Origin of the sequence: Bacillus sp. 196mf (assembly GCF_003217275.1) — a bacterium.
In the GTDB taxonomy this organism is placed as follows: Bacteria; Bacillota; Bacilli; order Bacillales; family Bacillaceae_G; genus Bacillus_A; species Bacillus_A thuringiensis_S.
Genome location: NZ_QJTG01000001.1, coordinates 554,021 through 571,458, shown reverse-complemented (window position 1 = coordinate 571,458; position 17,438 = coordinate 554,021). Strand labels below are relative to the sequence as shown.

Sequence of the window (17,438 nt, the reverse complement as noted above, 5' to 3'; positions counted from 1 at the left end):
TGTAATAGCACCATCCTCACTTATTTGAGATGGTGTTTTTTGTTTGTCTTTCTGGTAACTACAGGAGTATTGGGATCTATATATTTCCTAATCTATTCTTAAAAATAGACGAAAGAAGGAATTTGTAATGGAAACAATTGTTCAAAAATTTGGTGGCACTTCTGTCGGAAGCGTCGAACGCATTCAACATGTAGCAAATTTAATCATTGAAGAATATGAACGAGGTCATAGCGTTGTCTCTGTCGTTTCAGCAATGGGAAAAAGCACGGATGAACTTGTCGCACTCGCTAACGTTATTACAGAAAACCCAAGTAAACGTGAAATGGATATGCTTCTATCTACAGGAGAACAAGTAACTATTTCATTATTAACAATGGCACTGCAAGCAAAAGGCTATCATGCAATTTCATTAACAGGGTGGCAAGCTGGTATTACGACAGAATCTGTACATAGTAGTGCACGGATTACTGACATTCATACAGATCGTATTCAATCTTATCTTGCTGAAGGCACGATTGTTATCGTAGCTGGTTTCCAAGGTATAAGTGTAGAAAATGAAATTACAACGCTTGGCCGTGGTGGTTCTGATACGACTGCTGTCGCACTAGCCGCTGCACTTAAAGCAAAAAAATGTGATATTTATACGGATGTGACAGGCGTATATACAACGGACCCACGAGTTGTAAAAGATGCTTACAAATTAGACGAAATTTCTTATGACGAAATGTTAGAGCTTGCTAATCTCGGTGCTGGCGTATTACACCCGCGAGCTGTTGAGTTTGCTAAAAATCATAACGTAGTTTTAGAAGTTCGCTCAAGTATGGAACAAGAAAACGGAACAATTGTAAAAGGAGAATGTAACATGGAACAACAATCAATCGTTAAAGGTATTGCATTTGAGGATAACATTACACGTGTCACAATTAAAGGACTAGAACAAGGATCGCTTTCAACAGTTTTCTCTACATTAGCAGCAGCACACATTAATGTAGATATCATCATTCAAAGTATTACAAATGAAGGAACTGTACATCTCTCCTTCTCCATTCACTCGAATGATTTAAGAGAAACTTTAAAAGTTTTGGAACACAATCAAGAAACTCTTCACTACGAATCTGTAGAACATGAAAATCACTTAGCAAAAGTATCAATCGTAGGATCTGGCATGGTATCTAACCCTGGTGTCGCTGCAAATATGTTTACTACTTTAAAAGAAGAAGATATTCATATTAAAATGGTAAGTACATCAGAAATTAAAGTGTCTGTCGTTATTGACCGCCTTCATTTAGTAACAGGTGTTGAGGCACTGCATCAATCATTTATGGCGAAAATTGAGCCTTTAGTGCAAATGAGCTAATTTGATATGCTCAGTAACACTTATAAAAAAATCATATTAATCTACTTCCTTCCTATTAAATAAAAGCTGTTCGTTAACAAGATGCTATATGACATATAAAAAAACACCTTGTCACATTTTCCTATACTACGACAAGGTGTTTTTGACTGAAAGGAATTTGTAACTACTTAGTAGTATAATTATGAGGATGATTAAATAATGAACTTTTATACATAAGGAGATAAGACTATGGCAAAAAACAAATTATTACGAATGGACAATGTCAGCATCGTTGTAAAATCTCTTGATAACGCAATCTCTTTCTTTGAGGAGATTGGCTTGAATCTCGAAGGTCGAGCCAATGTCGAAGGTGAATGGGCTGGTCGCGTAACTGGACTCGGTTCTCAGTGCGTAGAGATCGCTATGATGGTCACTCCAGATGGCCACAACCGAATTGAACTTTCGCGATTTCTCACCCCTCCTACTATAGCAGATCACCGAAAAGCTCCTGTAAACACCCTCGGTTATCTACGCGTCATGTTCACCGTTCAAGATATTGACGAAATGGTATCGAGACTCACTAAGCATGGTGCAGAGCTCGTTGGCGAAGTAGTTCAGTACGAGAACTCGTATCGTCTCTGCTACATTCGTGGAGTCGAAGGAATTTTAATCGGTTTAGCGGAAGAACTCGGTAATAAATAAGCAAGTGACGTTTTATAAAAAGGCACTATCATTGAATAAAACGTAGACTCTTAAGCGATTTTATTATTATATTTTGAACCCCGTCCTAGCTTTAGAACGGGGTTATGCTTGTTTGAGCTTTTAAAGTTAAATAACTTTATTATCATTTTACATATAGATTTCAAGGATCTACCCAAATAGCTTTCATATTACCGATATCCCAAAATCATTATAATACAATGAAAATATTCGTTATACCCTTTCCTAGGAAATATAACTAACTCTTCTCACTTTTTATCACATATATCTTTTCGCTCTTTCTCTTGAAAAAACGATCTATATTCATTCAAAATAACTTTCTTCACATTCGAATAAAAAACCATCATGAATAGTGCAACTCCTAATACAAATACTTGTATTCCTTCATAATCAATGAATGCACTCATAATTAGCAATCCAAACCCAATATAAAAACCAAAATCATTCTCTTTCTCAAAATCCTCATCTTCTTCATCAATATGTATTTTTTCTTTAATATTCTGTTTCCCTTTTATTAACTCATCAAGCGTAACATTGTACATTTCGCTTAGTAAAATTAGATTATCAATATCAGGATAACTTTTATCATTTTCCCATTTGTACACTGCTTGCCTCGTCACACCAATCTTTTTAGCAACATCCTCTTGCGAAAACCCCTTTGATTCTCGTAGTTTTTTTAGCTGCTCTCCTATGCTCATAACGTCCCCTCCTTTAACAAATTATTACATAAAAAGAGATATAAATGAAAGAAACCATTAGTAAAACTCTCTGTAAACCATTCGTTTACACAATTTAAAAAAGAGGGAATAGCTCTATATTTAAGCTATTCCCTCACTTCTATTAAAACAGATGAATGTTTTCTTTTTTACAAGCTGCACGTAAATCGTCAGGCCATACAGAAGATTGAACTTCACCGATATGTGCTTTACGTAAGAAGTACATGCACATTCTTGATTGTCCAATGCCACCGCCGATTGTTAATGGTAGTACGTCTTCTAATATACCTTTATGGAAATCATACTCACGTTTGAAGTCTTCACCAGTTTTCGTTAACTGCTCATCAAGCGATTTACTATCAACACGAATTCCCATTGATGATAACTCAAATGAAGATTGTAGTACTGGGTGCCAGAATAAAATGTCACCGTTTAATTTCCAATCGTCATAATCAGCTGCGCGTCCGTCATGCTTTTCACCTGAACGAAGTGCATCACCAATTCCGATAATGAAGACTGCACCGTGTTCTTTTGCAATTGCATGCTCACGATCTTTCGGTGTTAATTCTGGATATTTATCTTCTAGTTCTTGGGAAGTAATGAAAACAATCTCTTCTGGTAAATACTTTCCAAGGAACGGATATTTTTCAAATAAATGATCTTCTAAATCTTTGAATATTCCATAAATTGTTTGTACTGTTTTTTGTAAGTAATCGACAGTACGCCATTCTTTTTGAACGATTTTTTCCCAATCCCATTGGTCAACGTAAATGGAATGCGTTGCATCAAGTTCTTCATCACGACGAATCGCGTTCATGTTTGTATATAAACCTTCACCAGCTTCGTATCCGTATTCATGTAATGCAAATCGTTTCCATTTCGCTAGTGAATGAACAATTTCTAATTCTTCTCCTGAATGTAACATATCAAATTCAATTGGGCGTTCTACACCGTTTAGGTGATCGTTTAATCCTGATTTTTTCGTTACGAATAATGGTGCAGATACGCGGAATAGTTCAAGGCGTCTTGCTAATTGGTCCTCGAAAAATGTTTTAACTTCCTTAATTGCGATTTGAGTCTCTCTTACTGTCATTAATGATTGATACATGGTGGTTTCCTCCTAAAATGTTTGGATGTTGTGAAAAGAAGCCAACAAAAAAAGCCCTTCTTTCCCAAAAAACTGGGACGAAAGGCTTTGGTTCCGCGGTACCACCCAAATTAGCAACAGAGGTTGCTCACTTATACAATACGGAGATGAAATATCTCGATACTGTTCTTCTTGTAACGGCGAAGTTCCCGGCTAAGTCTACTTTCCTATAAAGGATTTCGGTTAGCAACTCCAGGAGGTTCTTCATAATAGGCTTCGTATCAGGCTCACACCACCCCTGACTCGCTTAAACTACGTCCTACTACTACTCGTCCTTTCATAGTCGTTTTGTTGTCACATCTCTGAAACATTTTATTAATGATTATTCTATACAAAAAATAAAGAAAGTCAACAAAAAGTTTTAAAATGTTTTTAAATTCTTTATTTTACGGCTTTATTGATTGTTGTTAATTTAACATCTTTACTTTTTCTGCCTCGTCAATCCAAAAAATGTTTCACTGACCGAAACTAACGTATACACAACAATTAATGTGATCGTTCGGAATATAGAATCCGCAGTATTTCTTATTATTTTCATTTTCTTTATAATTCCTTTCAGTTTACTTGCAATTTCATGATATACTATAGCATTCAAGCAGTTTATTTTTACTTAAAGCAATCATAGTCATTTATAAAGAGTATTTTCTAAATCATTGACTATTATCAAATAAGATTTTTATATAACGGAGTGATCATATGAGTAAAACGAAAGCAAAACCGAAAAAAGGTGTAGGACAAGGTACAGGAAGTAAAGGATGGAACCGTTGGCAATCAAGTGCAAAGAAAAAGGCAGCTGCCAAACCATACAAAAGTAAAGGTACAAAGAAGTAATTTAAATAACATTTGATTTCTTTACTTTGTACAAAACAAAATATAATTATTACAACAAAAAAGCTATGCCCTCATAAATTTGAAGGCATAGCTTTTTTATATTAAATCATTAAAATATCTCGAATTTCTTCCTCTGTGATTGAGGACAATTTCTCTTCTCCCGGCTCAATCACTTCAGCGATTAAATTTTTCTTACTTTCTTGCAGTTCATGCATTTTCTCCTCAATTGTTCCCTGAGCTACTAGCTTTATAACTTGCACTGTATTTTTTTGTCCCATTCGATACGCCCTATCGGCCGCTTGTTGTTCAACAGCTGGATTCCACCATAAATCATATAATATTACTGTATCTGCACCAGTTAAATTAAGTCCGGTACCACCAGCTTTTAAAGAAATGAGAAATAGATCTCCTTCTCCTTCGTTAAACCGATCGCACAGCTCTACACGATCCTGCGCTGGTGTACTCCCGTCTAAATAAAAGTATGGAATTGCTTGTCGATTTAACTCCCGACCAATAATGGAAAGCATCTTCGTAAATTGAGAAAAAATTAATATTCTCTTCCCTGTACTTCTACATTCCTCTAAAATCTCTAACAGTTGTTCAAATTTAGCTGAACTTCCTTTGTAATCATCAACAAATAAAGCGGGATGACAACAAATTTGTCGCAATCTCGTTAAACCAGCTAAAATTCTAATTTTATTTTTACGTAACGTGTCTTTGTCTAAATGCTTTAACGTTTCTTCCCTTAACTTCGCTAAATAAGCAGCATAGAGACTCTTTTGATCGGGTAATAACTCCGATGATTGTAAGTGCTCTATTTTCTCTGGCAACTCATTTAATACGTCCCCTTTTAATCGTCTTAATACGAATGGTTTCACTCGCTTCGCTATATCTTCACGCCTTAAATCACCGAACTCTTTTCTTCCTGGTAATAATTCCGGGAAGACGACATGGAAGATAGACCATAGCTCTTCTAATGAATTTTCTACAGGTGTACCAGTTAGTCCGAAACGGTATTCAGCTTGAATTGTTTTCACAGCTCTTGCCGTTTGCGTTGTAGGGTTTTTAAACGCCTGTGCTTCATCAAGAAATAGTGTATGAAATGGTCTTGCATATAATCTTATATCTCTTCTCAGTAATGGATATGACGTGATTACGACATCAAATTCCGTTATATCTTTCAAAATTTTCCGGCGCTCTGCTTGGTTTCCATCTGCAATAACTGCTCTAATATGCGGGGCGAATTTTTTCAATTCACTAAACCAATTATAAACAAGAGATGATGGTGAAACGACTAATATTGGCAGTTTCTTTTCTCGAATCTCAGTCAAAACAGAATCTATAAAAGCAATGCTTTGCAACGTTTTTCCAAGTCCCATATCATCTGCTAAAATACCGCCAAAACGGTAATGAGCAAGTGTTTTCATCCATTCGAACCCATATACTTGATACTTTCTCATTTCTGCATTTAAAGTATTTGGCACAGCAAACTTTAATTTTTTCGGGTTTTGAATGTTTTCTACTAACTCTTGAACTGAATCATCCAAACTTAAAACATTGCCTTCGTGAAGTCCGTTCATCCATTTTACACTCCGAATAAGCGGAACATTTACCTCTTCTCCATGTAAAAATTCTTTCCGAATACCTGATTCTTTTATAAACTGATTAATTTCATTAAACTCTTTACTCTCTAGCGACAAAAACGAACCGTTCGCCAATCGATAATATTTACGTTTCTCTTCAAGGGCCGCTAATACACCTTTAATTTCTGCTTCTGGTATTCCTTTTATATCAAAACGAAATGACAACCAATCAATTCTTTCTTTTCTTCTCACTCTAATAAGAGGAACTGCATCCCCTTTACTAATTCGCAATTTGATTGCTGTCGTCGCATAAATATCAACTAAACCTTTTAATGTTGGCACGACGTGATATAAAAAGTTATACTCAGCTTCTTCATTATGCATAAAGTAACCGCCTTCTGTTTTTGCAAAGGCACTTTTACTCATAATGTCTAAAATCTCTTTTTCTTTTTTCTCATCACGATTAAAAACAGACGGCTGTCCATCCTCTTCTAGCGGATTAATCATGACGTTCCCATAGTGAAATTCAAGACCTGCTAATAAGCGATTTTTCACGCGGTCTAAATACAATTTCGCTTTTAGCGAAGGTGTTTCAACACGATCCGATATTACTTCATCAATGTGTACCGTTCCGAGCTTCATTAAGCCTGGTACAACTTTCGCGACGAAATGTTCCATCTTACTTTCTGGAATATAAAACTGATTACTATTTGAGCGACTCATCATCTTTTGTAATTCAATAAGTCGCATACAATCTTCAATGTGTAAGTGATATAATTTCCCACCATAAAGTGCATTGTTATACATATCCATAACTTGTACACGATTTAGACCATCTATATGAAGTGTAAATCCGCCATTATTTCCCTTCGTAAATTCAAAGTGTAACGGCAACAAACCTTTTGAAACTTGTAATCCCTGAAACAGTTGTTTATTTTGTTTCAGCTGTACATATTCAACTTTAGAAAGTGAAGAGAGCATATCTTTCCATGAAGCTGGTGGTATAAATATCATACTTTCATCTTGTTTCGCATGTACTTCTAGCGCATCCTCATACATTTTTTCGTTATGATACATTTTAATGAGCTGCTGAATAATTGCATCCGTTTCTTGTTTAAAACTATGTACATCTGGTGTATATGTAAATTCATTTGAACAATGAAAAGACTCTCTTTTCTCCACCTTAGAAAGAAATTCTCTAATATGATTTATGAAATACAACTTGGCAAGTTTCAATTGAATTCCAAGAAGAGCACCACCACTTCTCGTAGCTACTGGTGTACATATAAACTCAACATCTAATATTTCACGTGTATCAAAACGGTGTTGTTTACTTTTTGGCCTCAGTGGTTTGTCTGCAAACAGCTGAAACATACCACTTGTCAATTGATCATTTCTGTTACTAGTGGAGCTCATTCCACCTGTTTGTTGATTATAGTTTATTTGTATTAATACTGCTGCAACATGTTGACAGTACGTTTGAAAAGACGCTAATGAAGGACAACTACATTTTGCAACAACATCACCCTTTTTGGCTTTTGCTACTGTAACATGGAAATCCTCGTTCCCTTTTACTGTCGCCTCACAAATCTCTTTATTTTCATCGTAATGATCTATTATCACTTTATTTGATTTATAATAGGTTTCACCTCTTTTATATGAGGTCTCTCCGCACACTTCTTTAATAATCGATTTATTCAATGTGAAACTCATCGCTTTGACACTTCCTTAATATAAAACCATTTTCTCTTACTTAACATTTTACATGCTCCACGAGAAAATATAAAATGTTGATTTAACAAAAAAAGATGCTTATTTATAAGCATCTTCTTCACTCTATCTCCATCAACCTCTTCGCCTCAAAATACAACACTTGAATAAACTTCTTCGTATTAATTCGCGTATGACCAGAAGATGCGAGTTCATCTTTCGTCATTTCTGTCATCCGTTTTCTAACTACGGTGAAATCGAAAAATTTTGGAGCATAGCTTTCAAATTTTGGATTTGAAAAGTCTGTTAGTCCTAAAGAAGCCAAATGATTTAACGACTGATAAATAGCTCGACGTACTCTTTGTTCAGACGCTTTTTTCTCTTTATCAATATCCGCACCTAAAGCTAGATCCCCTAATTTCCTTATCGTAATATGATGAAAAATTTCTTTTAACGCAGGAAAGCCAAACTCAAATGTCTGTGCCTTTTCTTGACCATATAAATATTCCAGCATACTAAGTAAATCTTTACTTCCATTCTCTCCCGCAATACCGAGTTCTGATAGTAAAAAGCGTCCTAAATCCCCTATCTTTTTTCCTTCTTGCACTGGTTCAGTACGCAATTGCGGTTTTTCCCACTGAAACACGTTATTCAATGATTTTTGAATATCATGTATAGAACGCTCCAATCTAATACGCTCCATCACTTTGCGTACAACAGATACAACTTCGATTTTATTTAATGGTTTTGTAATATAATATTCTACACCAAGTGTATATGCCTCACCTATAAGCTGCTTCGATTCCACTTGAGAAATCATAATAATTTTCCCCGTGAAAGTTGACGCAATGTGACGAACTGTTTCAATTCCGTCCCTCATCGGCATCAACAAATCAATAAATAAAATATCTACTTTTTTAAAATTTAGTTGATCCGCTTCAATAAAAGCTCCGTCATCCGCCTCACCAATTACTTCTCCAAGATCTCCATCTTCAATAATTTGCGAAAGCATCGAACGGAAAACTTCATCATCGTCTACGATATAATAAAACAAATCTATTCCCCTTCCCGCTTTAAACTACCCTCTGGTAAACAAACGATAAACTTACATCCTCTTTTATTTTCTCGGCCTTCTAATCTCACTTCTCCGCCTAGCTCTGTTACCATTTCATTTATGTAAGAAAGCCCAATACCAGTTGACGGTGTTCCCGTTTGATCATACTTGGAAGTAAATCCTGGCTTAAATACTAATTTCTTATACTTTTGTGTAATACCAGGCCCATCGTCAATTACTTCAAAAAATATATGCTGATTTCTTTTATATAGCTTAATAATAACGAAACCTTTATCTTCAATTGCTTCAACTGCATTTGCAACTAAGTTATTAAAAATTGATAGCACTGTATACACGTGGTATGCAGCATGCTCACCTTCTATATGTTTAGAAAAACGTATATCCTTTTCTAGCATTTCAGCATACTTCTCGTTTATTCTAACAATCATCTCTGCTAACTCATGTCCTTCTACATATTCAGCCACATTTTTATCTAATAACAGTTTAGATAACCCTGCAAATATCCTTTGATTATCCTTTTTTATTTCATGCACTTCCCCCGCTATTTTCAATGCTGTTTTACTACTTGAATCAGCGCTTACTTGTAAATTTCGATATAGTTGATATGCTTCTTGTGTAATTAACTCCGCATTTTGTAACGTCTTTTTCAAATGAACAGATTCCACATATAAATTAGAAAGATGCATTAACATATTTTCATTTTCTTTTCGAACTTGCGATTCTTTTAATTTCGTTTCATATAAATTCATCATATTTAAAAAACCAAGTGCAAAGAAACTACGAAAAATAGCAATAATAATAAGTTTATTCACTTCAGAAATCGTTATTGTTGTACCTAGTACTAACATGTGATAAAACGCAAGTTCTGACATACTTGCAACAATTTCAATTGAAATTCCAAGGCATCCAATAATGATTGGTTTCTGATGGAACTTATTTACCCTACAAAGCGAAAAAAAACTGCCATAAATAAAATAATAGAAGAACACAGGATAACGCAAATAAAATGATTCTGTCATATGAAATGAACCTTGCATGATCCAGTCAAGACATACTCGGAATAAGACTACAGATATACCAACAAGAATACCTGCAACTCCTGCTGGCGCTCTTCTTAAAAATAATAATAAAAAGAAGAATAGCGGTGTACCGAAGCTAACTCGAAATGTATCATTAAAGGGATGAAAGTTCAGCTCCCCAGCAATCGGAACAACGACCATTAATATAATTAAAAGGGACATATCTTTCTTCCATAATTGATTCCAATTCAAAGGTGACACTTCCTATACTTTTTTTCAGTAGTAAAAGTGAAAGCCCGCTTATTGTTATAAACGGGCTTTTTTTCTATATTCTAACCTTTTCTACCGCTTTTATTTGGCGATACTCTGGCTTCCACATTACTTCTTGCACTGCCATCTTGATATCGTTATCACTTAAGTTCACTCTTGCAACACCTTCTGCAACTGCAACTTTCGCTACTTCAATTGCAACCATTTCTGAGATATTACGTAATTCTTCGACCTCTGGTAAAATAGGTGCTCCTGGCTGACTTGTATCTACCATACTTGCAACTGCTTCAGCAGCCGCTGCGAACATTCCATCCGTCATGACGCTTGCTCGTACTACAATTGTTCCAAGACCAAGCCCTGGGAAAATAAGTGCATTATTTGATTGTCCAATCACATACGTTACACCGTTATATGTAACTGGTTCAAATGGACTTCCTGTTGCAACTAACGCTCTTCCTTCTGTCCACTCGATTAAATCTGCTGGTTTTGCTTCAGCAAGTGGCGTCGGATTCGACATTGGTAAAATGATTGGTCTTTCTACGTGAGAAGCCATTTCTTTAATAATCTCTTCTTTAAATGCACCTGCAACAGTAGATGTACCAATTAAAATTGTCGGTTTTACATGTTTCACAACTTCAGCAAGTCCGATCACATCATTTTCTTTCCACTCACTTACTTCTGCTTCTTTTCTTGCGTACGGAATTTGGAAATCAAGAAGATCTTCCATATTATCTGTAACTAACCCGTTACGATCAATACACCAGAAACGCTTATATGATTCTTCTTCAGATACACCTACGCGGACCATCGCATCTCTAACTTGATCTGCGATACCGATTCCAGCCGTACCAGCACCAAATACAACAACGCGGTGTTCACTTAGCGGTACACCAGAAGCTTTCACTGCCGATAATACTGCCGCAAGTGAAACTGCACCTGTACCTTGAATATCATCATTAAACGTACAAACGTCATGACGGTATTTATCTAAAATTTTTCGTGCGTTACGAGAGCTAAAGTCTTCCCAATGTAAAAGTGCTTTCGGGAATTGTTTATTTACCGCTTGTACAAACGTATCAATAAATTCATCGTAAGCTTCACCTGTTATACGAGGGTGACGATTTCCAATATAAAATGGATTGTTTAATAGTTCCTCACGGTTTGTACCTACATCTAAAATTACCGGTAATACGCGGCTAGGATCGATTCCAACTGCGGCCGTATAAACAGCTAGCTTTCCGATTGCAATGTTAATACCACCAACGCCCCAGTCACCAATTCCTAATATGCCTTCTCCATCTGTTACAACGACTAAATCAATGTTCTCAGCTGTTGCACCAATATTGGTGAATGCTTCTTCAATACCTGATGGATCGTTAATCGATAAATAAACACCACGTGGTTTACGATATTCATGACTATATCTTTGAATTGCTACACCGACAGTTGGTGTATATACAATCGGTAACATTTCACGTAAATGATCTGTTAATATACGATAAAATAATACTTCATTTCGATCATGTAACGCAGTTAAGTATACATTCTTTAATAAATCATCCGGCTGAGAACTAAATTGTTCGTATGCTCGGCGTGCCTGTTCTTCTAACGTTAAAACCGCTGGCGGTAATAACCCTTTTAAACCTAACTCTTCTCTTTCATTTTGTGTGAAAGCTACCCCTTTATTTAAAAGTGGTGTTGATAATACTTCTGCTCCTCTTAATGTTGTTTCTAATGCACCATTAGAAGCTACTGTAAACTTGCTCATAACATCCCTACCTCTATTCATATATAGCATTTCTATATTGTAAACAAAAAAGAGGGGCTTGTCCCCCCTCTTCTTTTAATTTTTCTTTAAAAGAGTTGCTCCTGCAATCCCTGGGTGCGTCATTTCGAATGGATCTAGAATTAACTCTAAGTCTTCTTGTGACAGTACACCATTTTTCACACAAAGTTCTCGAACGGATTGCCCTGTCGCGATTGCTTCTTTCGCAACGCGAGCTGCAGCTTCATAACCGATATGAGGGTTCACGGCTGTAATAATTCCTACACTTTTCTCAACATACTCTTTTAAGCGATCTTCATTCGCTTCAATTCCTTTTAAGCAATTATCTGTAAAGGCACGGAAACCGTTATTCATAATGCTAATTGATTGCAGTAAGTTGAAAACAAGTACTGGTTCCATAACGTTTAATTCTAATTGTCCTGCTTCTGAAGCAAGGCAAATTGTATGGTCATTACCAATTACTTGGAACGCAATTTGGTTAATAACTTCTGGCATAACAGGGTTTACTTTCCCTGGCATAATAGATGAACCTGGCTGACGAGCTGGTAACATAATTTCTGCTAAACCAACACGTGGACCTGATGCCATTAAGCGAAGGTCATTCGCAATTTTAGACATATTCATCATACATACTTTAAGTGCTGCAGATACTTCTGTGTATGCATCTGTATTTTGCGTTGCATCTACTAAGTCTTCTGCACCAACTAGTGGTAGTTCACTAATTGCAGCTAAATGTTTTACAACTGCTTCAATATATTCTGGGTCTGCATTTAAGCCTGTACCAACTGCAGTTGCTCCCATGTTCACTTCATATAAGTGTTGACGTGATTGCTGAATTCGTTTCATATCACGTTCAAGTACACGAGAGTATGCTTTAAACTCTTGTCCAAGACGAATTGGCACAGCATCTTGTAAATGTGTACGACCCATTTTAATCACATGATCGAACTGTTCTGCTTTTAATTCAAATACATCGTGCATATAACCCATCGTTTGTAATAAACCTTCTAATGCGTTTAATGTAGCGATATGAATCGCTGTTGGGAATGCATCGTTTGTTGATTGCGCCATGTTTACATGACTATTTGGACTAATATAGTGATAGTCTCCCTTTTCCATTCCTAATAATTCAAGAGCACGATTGGCAATGACTTCATTTGCATTCATGTTCATTGAAGTACCTGCTCCGCCCTGAATTGGATCTACGATGAAATGATCATGCCATTTTCCATCAAGAATTTCTTGAGCAGCTTCTGCGATCACGCCACCCTTGTTCAATTCCAATCTTCCTACATCTGTATTAGCAAGCGCTGCTGCTTTTTTTACAATTGCGAACGCTCTAATTAAGCCTTCATGGATTTTGTATCCTGTAATTGGGAAGTTTTCAACTGCACGCATCGTTTGTACGCCGTAGTATGCATAGTTTGGTACTTCTTTTTCACCTAAAAAATCTTTTTCAATTCGAACACCATTTTTAACTTCAGTTAATGTTGCCATGATTATTCACTCCTTAACGATTTCTTATGCTGCTTTTGTTTCTTTGACTGTTTCTACATATTGTTTTGCTTTCTCATTATCGAATTCGCCTTCCCACTTCGACATAACAATGGCCGCTAATGCATTTCCTAATACATTGACAGATGAGCGAATCATATCTAAAATGCGGTCAATTCCCGCAATTAACGCGATACCTTCTAGTGGTAGCCCCATTGAACCTAACGTTGCTAATACAACAACGAACGATGCACCTGGAACTCCCGCCATACCTTTGGATGTTAACATGAGAACGAATAATAACGTTATTTGCTCCGTTAGTGACATGTGCACACCGTACATTTGTGCAACAAACAATGCCGCTAACGCTTGATAAATAGCCGATCCAGTCAAGTTAAATGTATAACCTGTCGGAATTACGAAAGAGGCAACTGCCTTTGGACAACCGAACTCTTCCATTTTTCTCATTATATTAGGTAAAACAGCTTCTGAACTTGCTGTCGTAAACGAAAGAATCAGTTCTTCTTTTAAAATTTTTATTAATGTAAAAATGTTTACGCCAACCATTCTTGCATTAATACCTAATACAATCACAACGAATAGTATAACAGTTACGTATACAGCTAGCACTAGTTTTCCTAGCGGAAGTAATGTTGCTACACCAAATTTTGCAACTGTAACGGCAATTAATGCGAATACACCAAATGGTGCAAATTTCATAACTTGATTTGTAACCCAAAACATTGCTTCGAGTACGCCTTCAAAGAAGTTAAAAACAGGCTTTCCTTTTTCCCCAATTGCCGCAACTCCTAAGCCGAATAATACTGAGAAGAATATAATCGGTAATAGGTCACCTTGTGCAATCGATTCAAATACGTTTTTTGGTACAATGTGAACAATTGTCTCAGCAAAACCTTTCTTCTCCGTTGCATCTGCTGTTTGTTTATAAGAAGAAATATCACTTTGCTGTAAATTACTCATATCAACACCAGTACCTGGTTGGAATATATTCGCTGCAAGTAATCCCATTAAAATAGCAATCGTCGTAATAATTTCGAAATAAAGAATTGTCTTACCGCCCAGTTTCCCAAGCTTTTTCATATCTCCTACACCAGCTACCGCAACAATTAATGCTGAAATAACAATTGGTACTACAATCATCTTAATTAAGTGAATAAATATATCCCCAATTGGTGTGATATAAGAAATCGCCGTTTTATTGCCATAAAAGACTGCCCCTACTACAATCCCTAAAACAAGCGCGACAAAAATTTGTGTTGCCAATCCGAATTTTTTCATTTATGTTCATCCCCTTCATGCGAACGCTTTCAATTTGAATTTATAAAAGCTACTCACACATCTTATAAGCGAACCTACAAAATCATACAAAAACCTACAAGTTCGTCACAAAAAATTCAAATATTTTTCTTCTTTTTTTCATTGACACCATTTTGTTAAAAAACGATAAAATAAACTTGATAAGTAATCAGATTGTTTCGTATAATCAAAAAGATATATACTTAAAACAAATCAAAATGAAAAGGAGTGGATGTTATGAAAAACTATACAAAGCAATTCGTCCTATCTTCTTCTTTTCTTTTTCATTTTCTTAAAAAGGAACAAAGGCATTCGCCTTTGTTCCTTTTTTATTGCGATCTATATAGGGGGAATTGTTATGAGACCATATAAACGTGTCTTAATTAAATTAAGCGGCGGTGCACTTGCCGATCAAACTGGAAATAGCTTTAACTCCAAACGATTAGAACATATCGCAAACGAAATTTTATCCATTGTTGATTTAGGTATCGAAGTATCCATCGTCATCGGTGGCGGTAACATTTTTAGGGGGCATCTAGCTGAAGAATGGGGAATCGATCGCGTGGAAGCTGATAATATCGGTACGTTAGGTACAATTATTAACAGCTTAATGCTTCGCGGTGTTTTAACAAGTAAAACAAATAGAGAAGTACGCGTTATGACTTCCATTCCATTTAATGCAGTAGCTGAACCATACATTCGCTTGCGTGCAGTCCACCATTTAGATAACGGCTATATCGTTATCTTTGGAGGCGGAAACGGCCAACCGTTCGTGACAACAGATTATCCAAGTGTACAAAGAGCCATCGAGATGAATAGTGATGCCATATTAGTCGCAAAACAAGGGGTAGATGGCGTCTTTACAAGTGATCCAAAGCATAATAAATCAGCAAAAATGTACAGCAAACTAAACTATAATGATGTCGTTAGACAAAATATACAAGTCATGGATCAAGCGGCATTACTGCTTGCCAGGGACTACAATTTACCAACGCATGTCTTTAACTTTGATGAGCCTGGGGTCATGAAGAAAATATGTTTAGGCGAACATGTGGGGACGTTGATCAATGATGATGTTACGATGCTGGTGCATGAAAAATAATGATTTCCCACCAAAAAGGGTGCCTTTTGTAGGCACCCTTTCCTAATTCATCATCACAAATAGAAGTCAACCAATCCTGCCACTTTCTCCTTACAACGCTCCCAAAAAGATAACTTTTCAAAAAACTCTTTCGTCATTTCTTTCGAATCATGAAAATCCTCTGTTAACGCCTTATTAACTTGTCCTACAATAGGACCACCATAAATATAAAAATTCATTTCATCATTTATATTGAAGCTACGCGAAGTAAAGTTTGTTGTACCAATAACGGTTAATTCATTATCAATAAGCATTAATTTACCGTGGAACATTCCTTTTTTATAACCATATACAGTAATCCCATTATTAACAGCTTGACGTATGTATGGATACGCCGCTTCTTTTATAAGAGGTAGATCCGGTTTATATGACCAAAGTATTTTTACTGTAACACCACGCTTTTGCGCCGCGATTAAAGCATTCATAGATTCTTTATTTTTCGCTATAAAATACGGTGTTGCAATTACAATGGAGTGCTGAGCTTGTTTTATGAGCTCTATATATTTTTCAGCAACGTAATGCCCATTGTAACTAGTCATAGTATGTAATGTATTCCCTTTACTAGCTTTATTCGTACTCCTCTTTATCTCTTCTTTCGTATCTCGTTTCCAATCTAAAGCGAATTGCTGTTCTAAATCTTTTGCTCCTTCTCCTTTAAGCCGTACATGATAATCACGCCAATATCCAAATCGCTTATCTTTCCCTAAGTACTCATCTCCTATATTAAATCCGCCTGTATAGCCAATCTCCCCATCAATCGTCGTAATACGGCGATGATTACGATGGTGAAGTGAATAAAATCCGAATGGCAATGCAGGTTTTCTACTATATGTAAAATGCACACCACTTTCCCTCAATTCATTTATCATCTTTCTTTCAAATGATAAATCATTCATGCGATCAACTGATAAATAGACGTTTACTCCTTCTTTTGCCTTCTCTTTTAATAAGTTTAAAAAAGTATGACTACTTTTATCATCCGACAAAATGAAGAAATAAGTGTAGATGGAGCTTTTGGCTTCTCTTATATCAGTAAATAATTGTTTATAAAAAGGCTTCCCTTCTACATATAATTGAAAGTCACTATAATGAGGCGCATACTCTGTCGGCATGTTTTTCCCAGCTTCCATTTTCCTACCTAAGGTAACATCGATATGCATCCATATTAAAATAAAAACGAAAATAGCAATAGCAATAGAAGTAACTCGCAATATTTTTTTAATCATTTTGATTTCCTTCCGATCATTTTCTTTCCACCTTTCTATTTTGTCATTCAAGTTTAGATTTCATGCT

The 17,438-nt window shown here is 36.0% G+C and carries 13 protein-coding genes and 1 other annotated feature; of the genes, 4 read left to right on the top strand and 9 right to left on the bottom strand.

What is annotated here, in order from left to right:
- Window positions 1–127: 127 nt before the first annotated feature.
- On the top strand, window positions 128–1,357 hold the full coding sequence (locus ATL10_RS03205) for an aspartate kinase (protein WP_065228611.1): 1,230 nt from the start codon (window positions 128–130) through the stop codon (window positions 1,355–1,357).
- 228 nt (window positions 1,358–1,585) lie between these two features.
- A complete protein-coding gene (locus ATL10_RS03200) occupies window positions 1,586–2,038 on the top strand; it encodes a VOC family protein (protein WP_090976126.1) in 453 nt (150 codons plus the stop codon).
- A 266-nt stretch (window positions 2,039–2,304) separates the two neighbouring features.
- Here ATL10_RS03200 and ATL10_RS03195 read toward each other — a convergent pair whose 3' ends face one another.
- Together ATL10_RS03195 and asnA are read right to left on the bottom strand one after the other, a co-directional pair.
- Window positions 2,305–2,754 (bottom strand): helix-turn-helix domain-containing protein, encoded by a 450-nt coding sequence (locus ATL10_RS03195; RefSeq protein ID WP_023521645.1) that lies wholly within the window; start codon window positions 2,752–2,754, stop codon window positions 2,305–2,307.
- Between the two features lie 142 nt (window positions 2,755–2,896).
- Window positions 2,897–3,880 (bottom strand): aspartate--ammonia ligase, encoded by a 984-nt coding sequence (asnA, locus tag ATL10_RS03190; protein WP_000284919.1) that lies wholly within the window; start codon window positions 3,878–3,880, stop codon window positions 2,897–2,899.
- 70 nt (window positions 3,881–3,950) lie between these two features.
- Window positions 3,951–4,209 (bottom strand) — a binding site (T-box leader).
- Between the two features lie 406 nt (window positions 4,210–4,615).
- Between asnA and ATL10_RS03175 the strand changes: the two genes are divergently transcribed.
- Complete coding sequence (locus tag ATL10_RS03175) at window positions 4,616–4,750, top strand: DUF3934 domain-containing protein (protein ID WP_000047588.1); 135 nt, start codon at window positions 4,616–4,618, stop codon at window positions 4,748–4,750.
- Window positions 4,751–4,851: 101 nt separating this feature from the next.
- On the opposite strand, the gene ATL10_RS03170 is transcribed toward ATL10_RS03175, so the two are convergent.
- The 6 genes from ATL10_RS03170 to ATL10_RS03145 all read right to left on the bottom strand — a co-directional run bounded on the left by ATL10_RS03170 (window position 4,852) and on the right by ATL10_RS03145 (window position 14,986).
- Window positions 4,852–8,046, bottom strand: a complete 3,195-nt coding sequence (locus tag ATL10_RS03170; protein ID WP_098235550.1) for a DEAD/DEAH box helicase — start codon at window positions 8,044–8,046, stop codon at window positions 4,852–4,854.
- Between the two features lie 118 nt (window positions 8,047–8,164).
- The gene (locus tag ATL10_RS03165; RefSeq protein WP_006918521.1) at window positions 8,165–9,097 is read right to left on the bottom strand and encodes a response regulator; all 933 of its coding nucleotides are present in this window, start codon (window positions 9,095–9,097) and stop codon (window positions 8,165–8,167) included.
- Between the two features lie 2 nt (window positions 9,098–9,099).
- Window positions 9,100–10,398, bottom strand: a complete 1,299-nt coding sequence (locus ATL10_RS03160) for a sensor histidine kinase (protein WP_110496411.1) — start codon at window positions 10,396–10,398, stop codon at window positions 9,100–9,102.
- A gap of 64 nt (window positions 10,399–10,462) precedes the next feature.
- Window positions 10,463–12,175, bottom strand: coding sequence for an oxaloacetate-decarboxylating malate dehydrogenase (gene malS, locus ATL10_RS03155; RefSeq protein ID WP_065228756.1), 1,713 nt, complete (start codon window positions 12,173–12,175; stop codon window positions 10,463–10,465).
- Window positions 12,176–12,250: 75 nt separating this feature from the next.
- On the bottom strand, window positions 12,251–13,690 hold the full coding sequence (gene aspA / locus ATL10_RS03150) for an aspartate ammonia-lyase (RefSeq protein ID WP_000224200.1): 1,440 nt from the start codon (window positions 13,688–13,690) through the stop codon (window positions 12,251–12,253).
- A gap of 24 nt (window positions 13,691–13,714) precedes the next feature.
- Window positions 13,715–14,986, bottom strand: coding sequence for a cation:dicarboxylate symporter family transporter (locus ATL10_RS03145; RefSeq protein WP_000713291.1), 1,272 nt, complete (start codon window positions 14,984–14,986; stop codon window positions 13,715–13,717).
- Window positions 14,987–15,362: 376 nt separating this feature from the next.
- Between ATL10_RS03145 and pyrH the strand changes: the two genes are divergently transcribed.
- Complete coding sequence (gene pyrH / locus ATL10_RS03140) at window positions 15,363–16,106, top strand: UMP kinase (protein ID WP_001248061.1); 744 nt, start codon at window positions 15,363–15,365, stop codon at window positions 16,104–16,106.
- 53 nt (window positions 16,107–16,159) lie between these two features.
- Here the strand turns inward: pyrH and cls are convergent, their stop codons facing one another.
- Complete coding sequence (cls, locus tag ATL10_RS03135; RefSeq protein WP_141548267.1) at window positions 16,160–17,371, bottom strand: cardiolipin synthase; 1,212 nt, start codon at window positions 17,369–17,371, stop codon at window positions 16,160–16,162.
- Window positions 17,372–17,438: the final 67 nt, after the last annotated feature.

What these genes read in the sequence shown, in the direction of transcription:
- ATL10_RS03195 (WP_023521645.1), bottom strand. Translation starts at nt 2,754, where the DNA reads ATGAGCATAGGAGAGCAGCTAAAAAAACTACGAGAATCAAAGGGGTTT.
- cls (WP_141548267.1), bottom strand. Translation starts at nt 17,371, where the DNA reads ATGATTAAAAAAATATTGCGAGTTACTTCTATTGCTATTGCTATTTTC.
- ATL10_RS03205 (WP_065228611.1), top strand. Translation starts at nt 128, where the DNA reads ATGGAAACAATTGTTCAAAAATTTGGTGGCACTTCTGTCGGAAGCGTC.
- pyrH (WP_001248061.1), top strand. Translation starts at nt 15,363, where the DNA reads ATGAGACCATATAAACGTGTCTTAATTAAATTAAGCGGCGGTGCACTT.
- aspA (WP_000224200.1), bottom strand. Translation starts at nt 13,690, where the DNA reads ATGGCAACATTAACTGAAGTTAAAAATGGTGTTCGAATTGAAAAAGAT.
- malS (WP_065228756.1), bottom strand. Translation starts at nt 12,175, where the DNA reads ATGAGCAAGTTTACAGTAGCTTCTAATGGTGCATTAGAAACAACATTA.
- ATL10_RS03175 (WP_000047588.1), top strand. Translation starts at nt 4,616, where the DNA reads ATGAGTAAAACGAAAGCAAAACCGAAAAAAGGTGTAGGACAAGGTACA.
- ATL10_RS03170 (WP_098235550.1), bottom strand. Translation starts at nt 8,046, where the DNA reads ATGAGTTTCACATTGAATAAATCGATTATTAAAGAAGTGTGCGGAGAG.
- asnA (WP_000284919.1), bottom strand. Translation starts at nt 3,880, where the DNA reads ATGTATCAATCATTAATGACAGTAAGAGAGACTCAAATCGCAATTAAG.
- ATL10_RS03200 (WP_090976126.1), top strand. Translation starts at nt 1,586, where the DNA reads ATGGCAAAAAACAAATTATTACGAATGGACAATGTCAGCATCGTTGTA.
- ATL10_RS03145 (WP_000713291.1), bottom strand. Translation starts at nt 14,986, where the DNA reads ATGAAAAAATTCGGATTGGCAACACAAATTTTTGTCGCGCTTGTTTTA.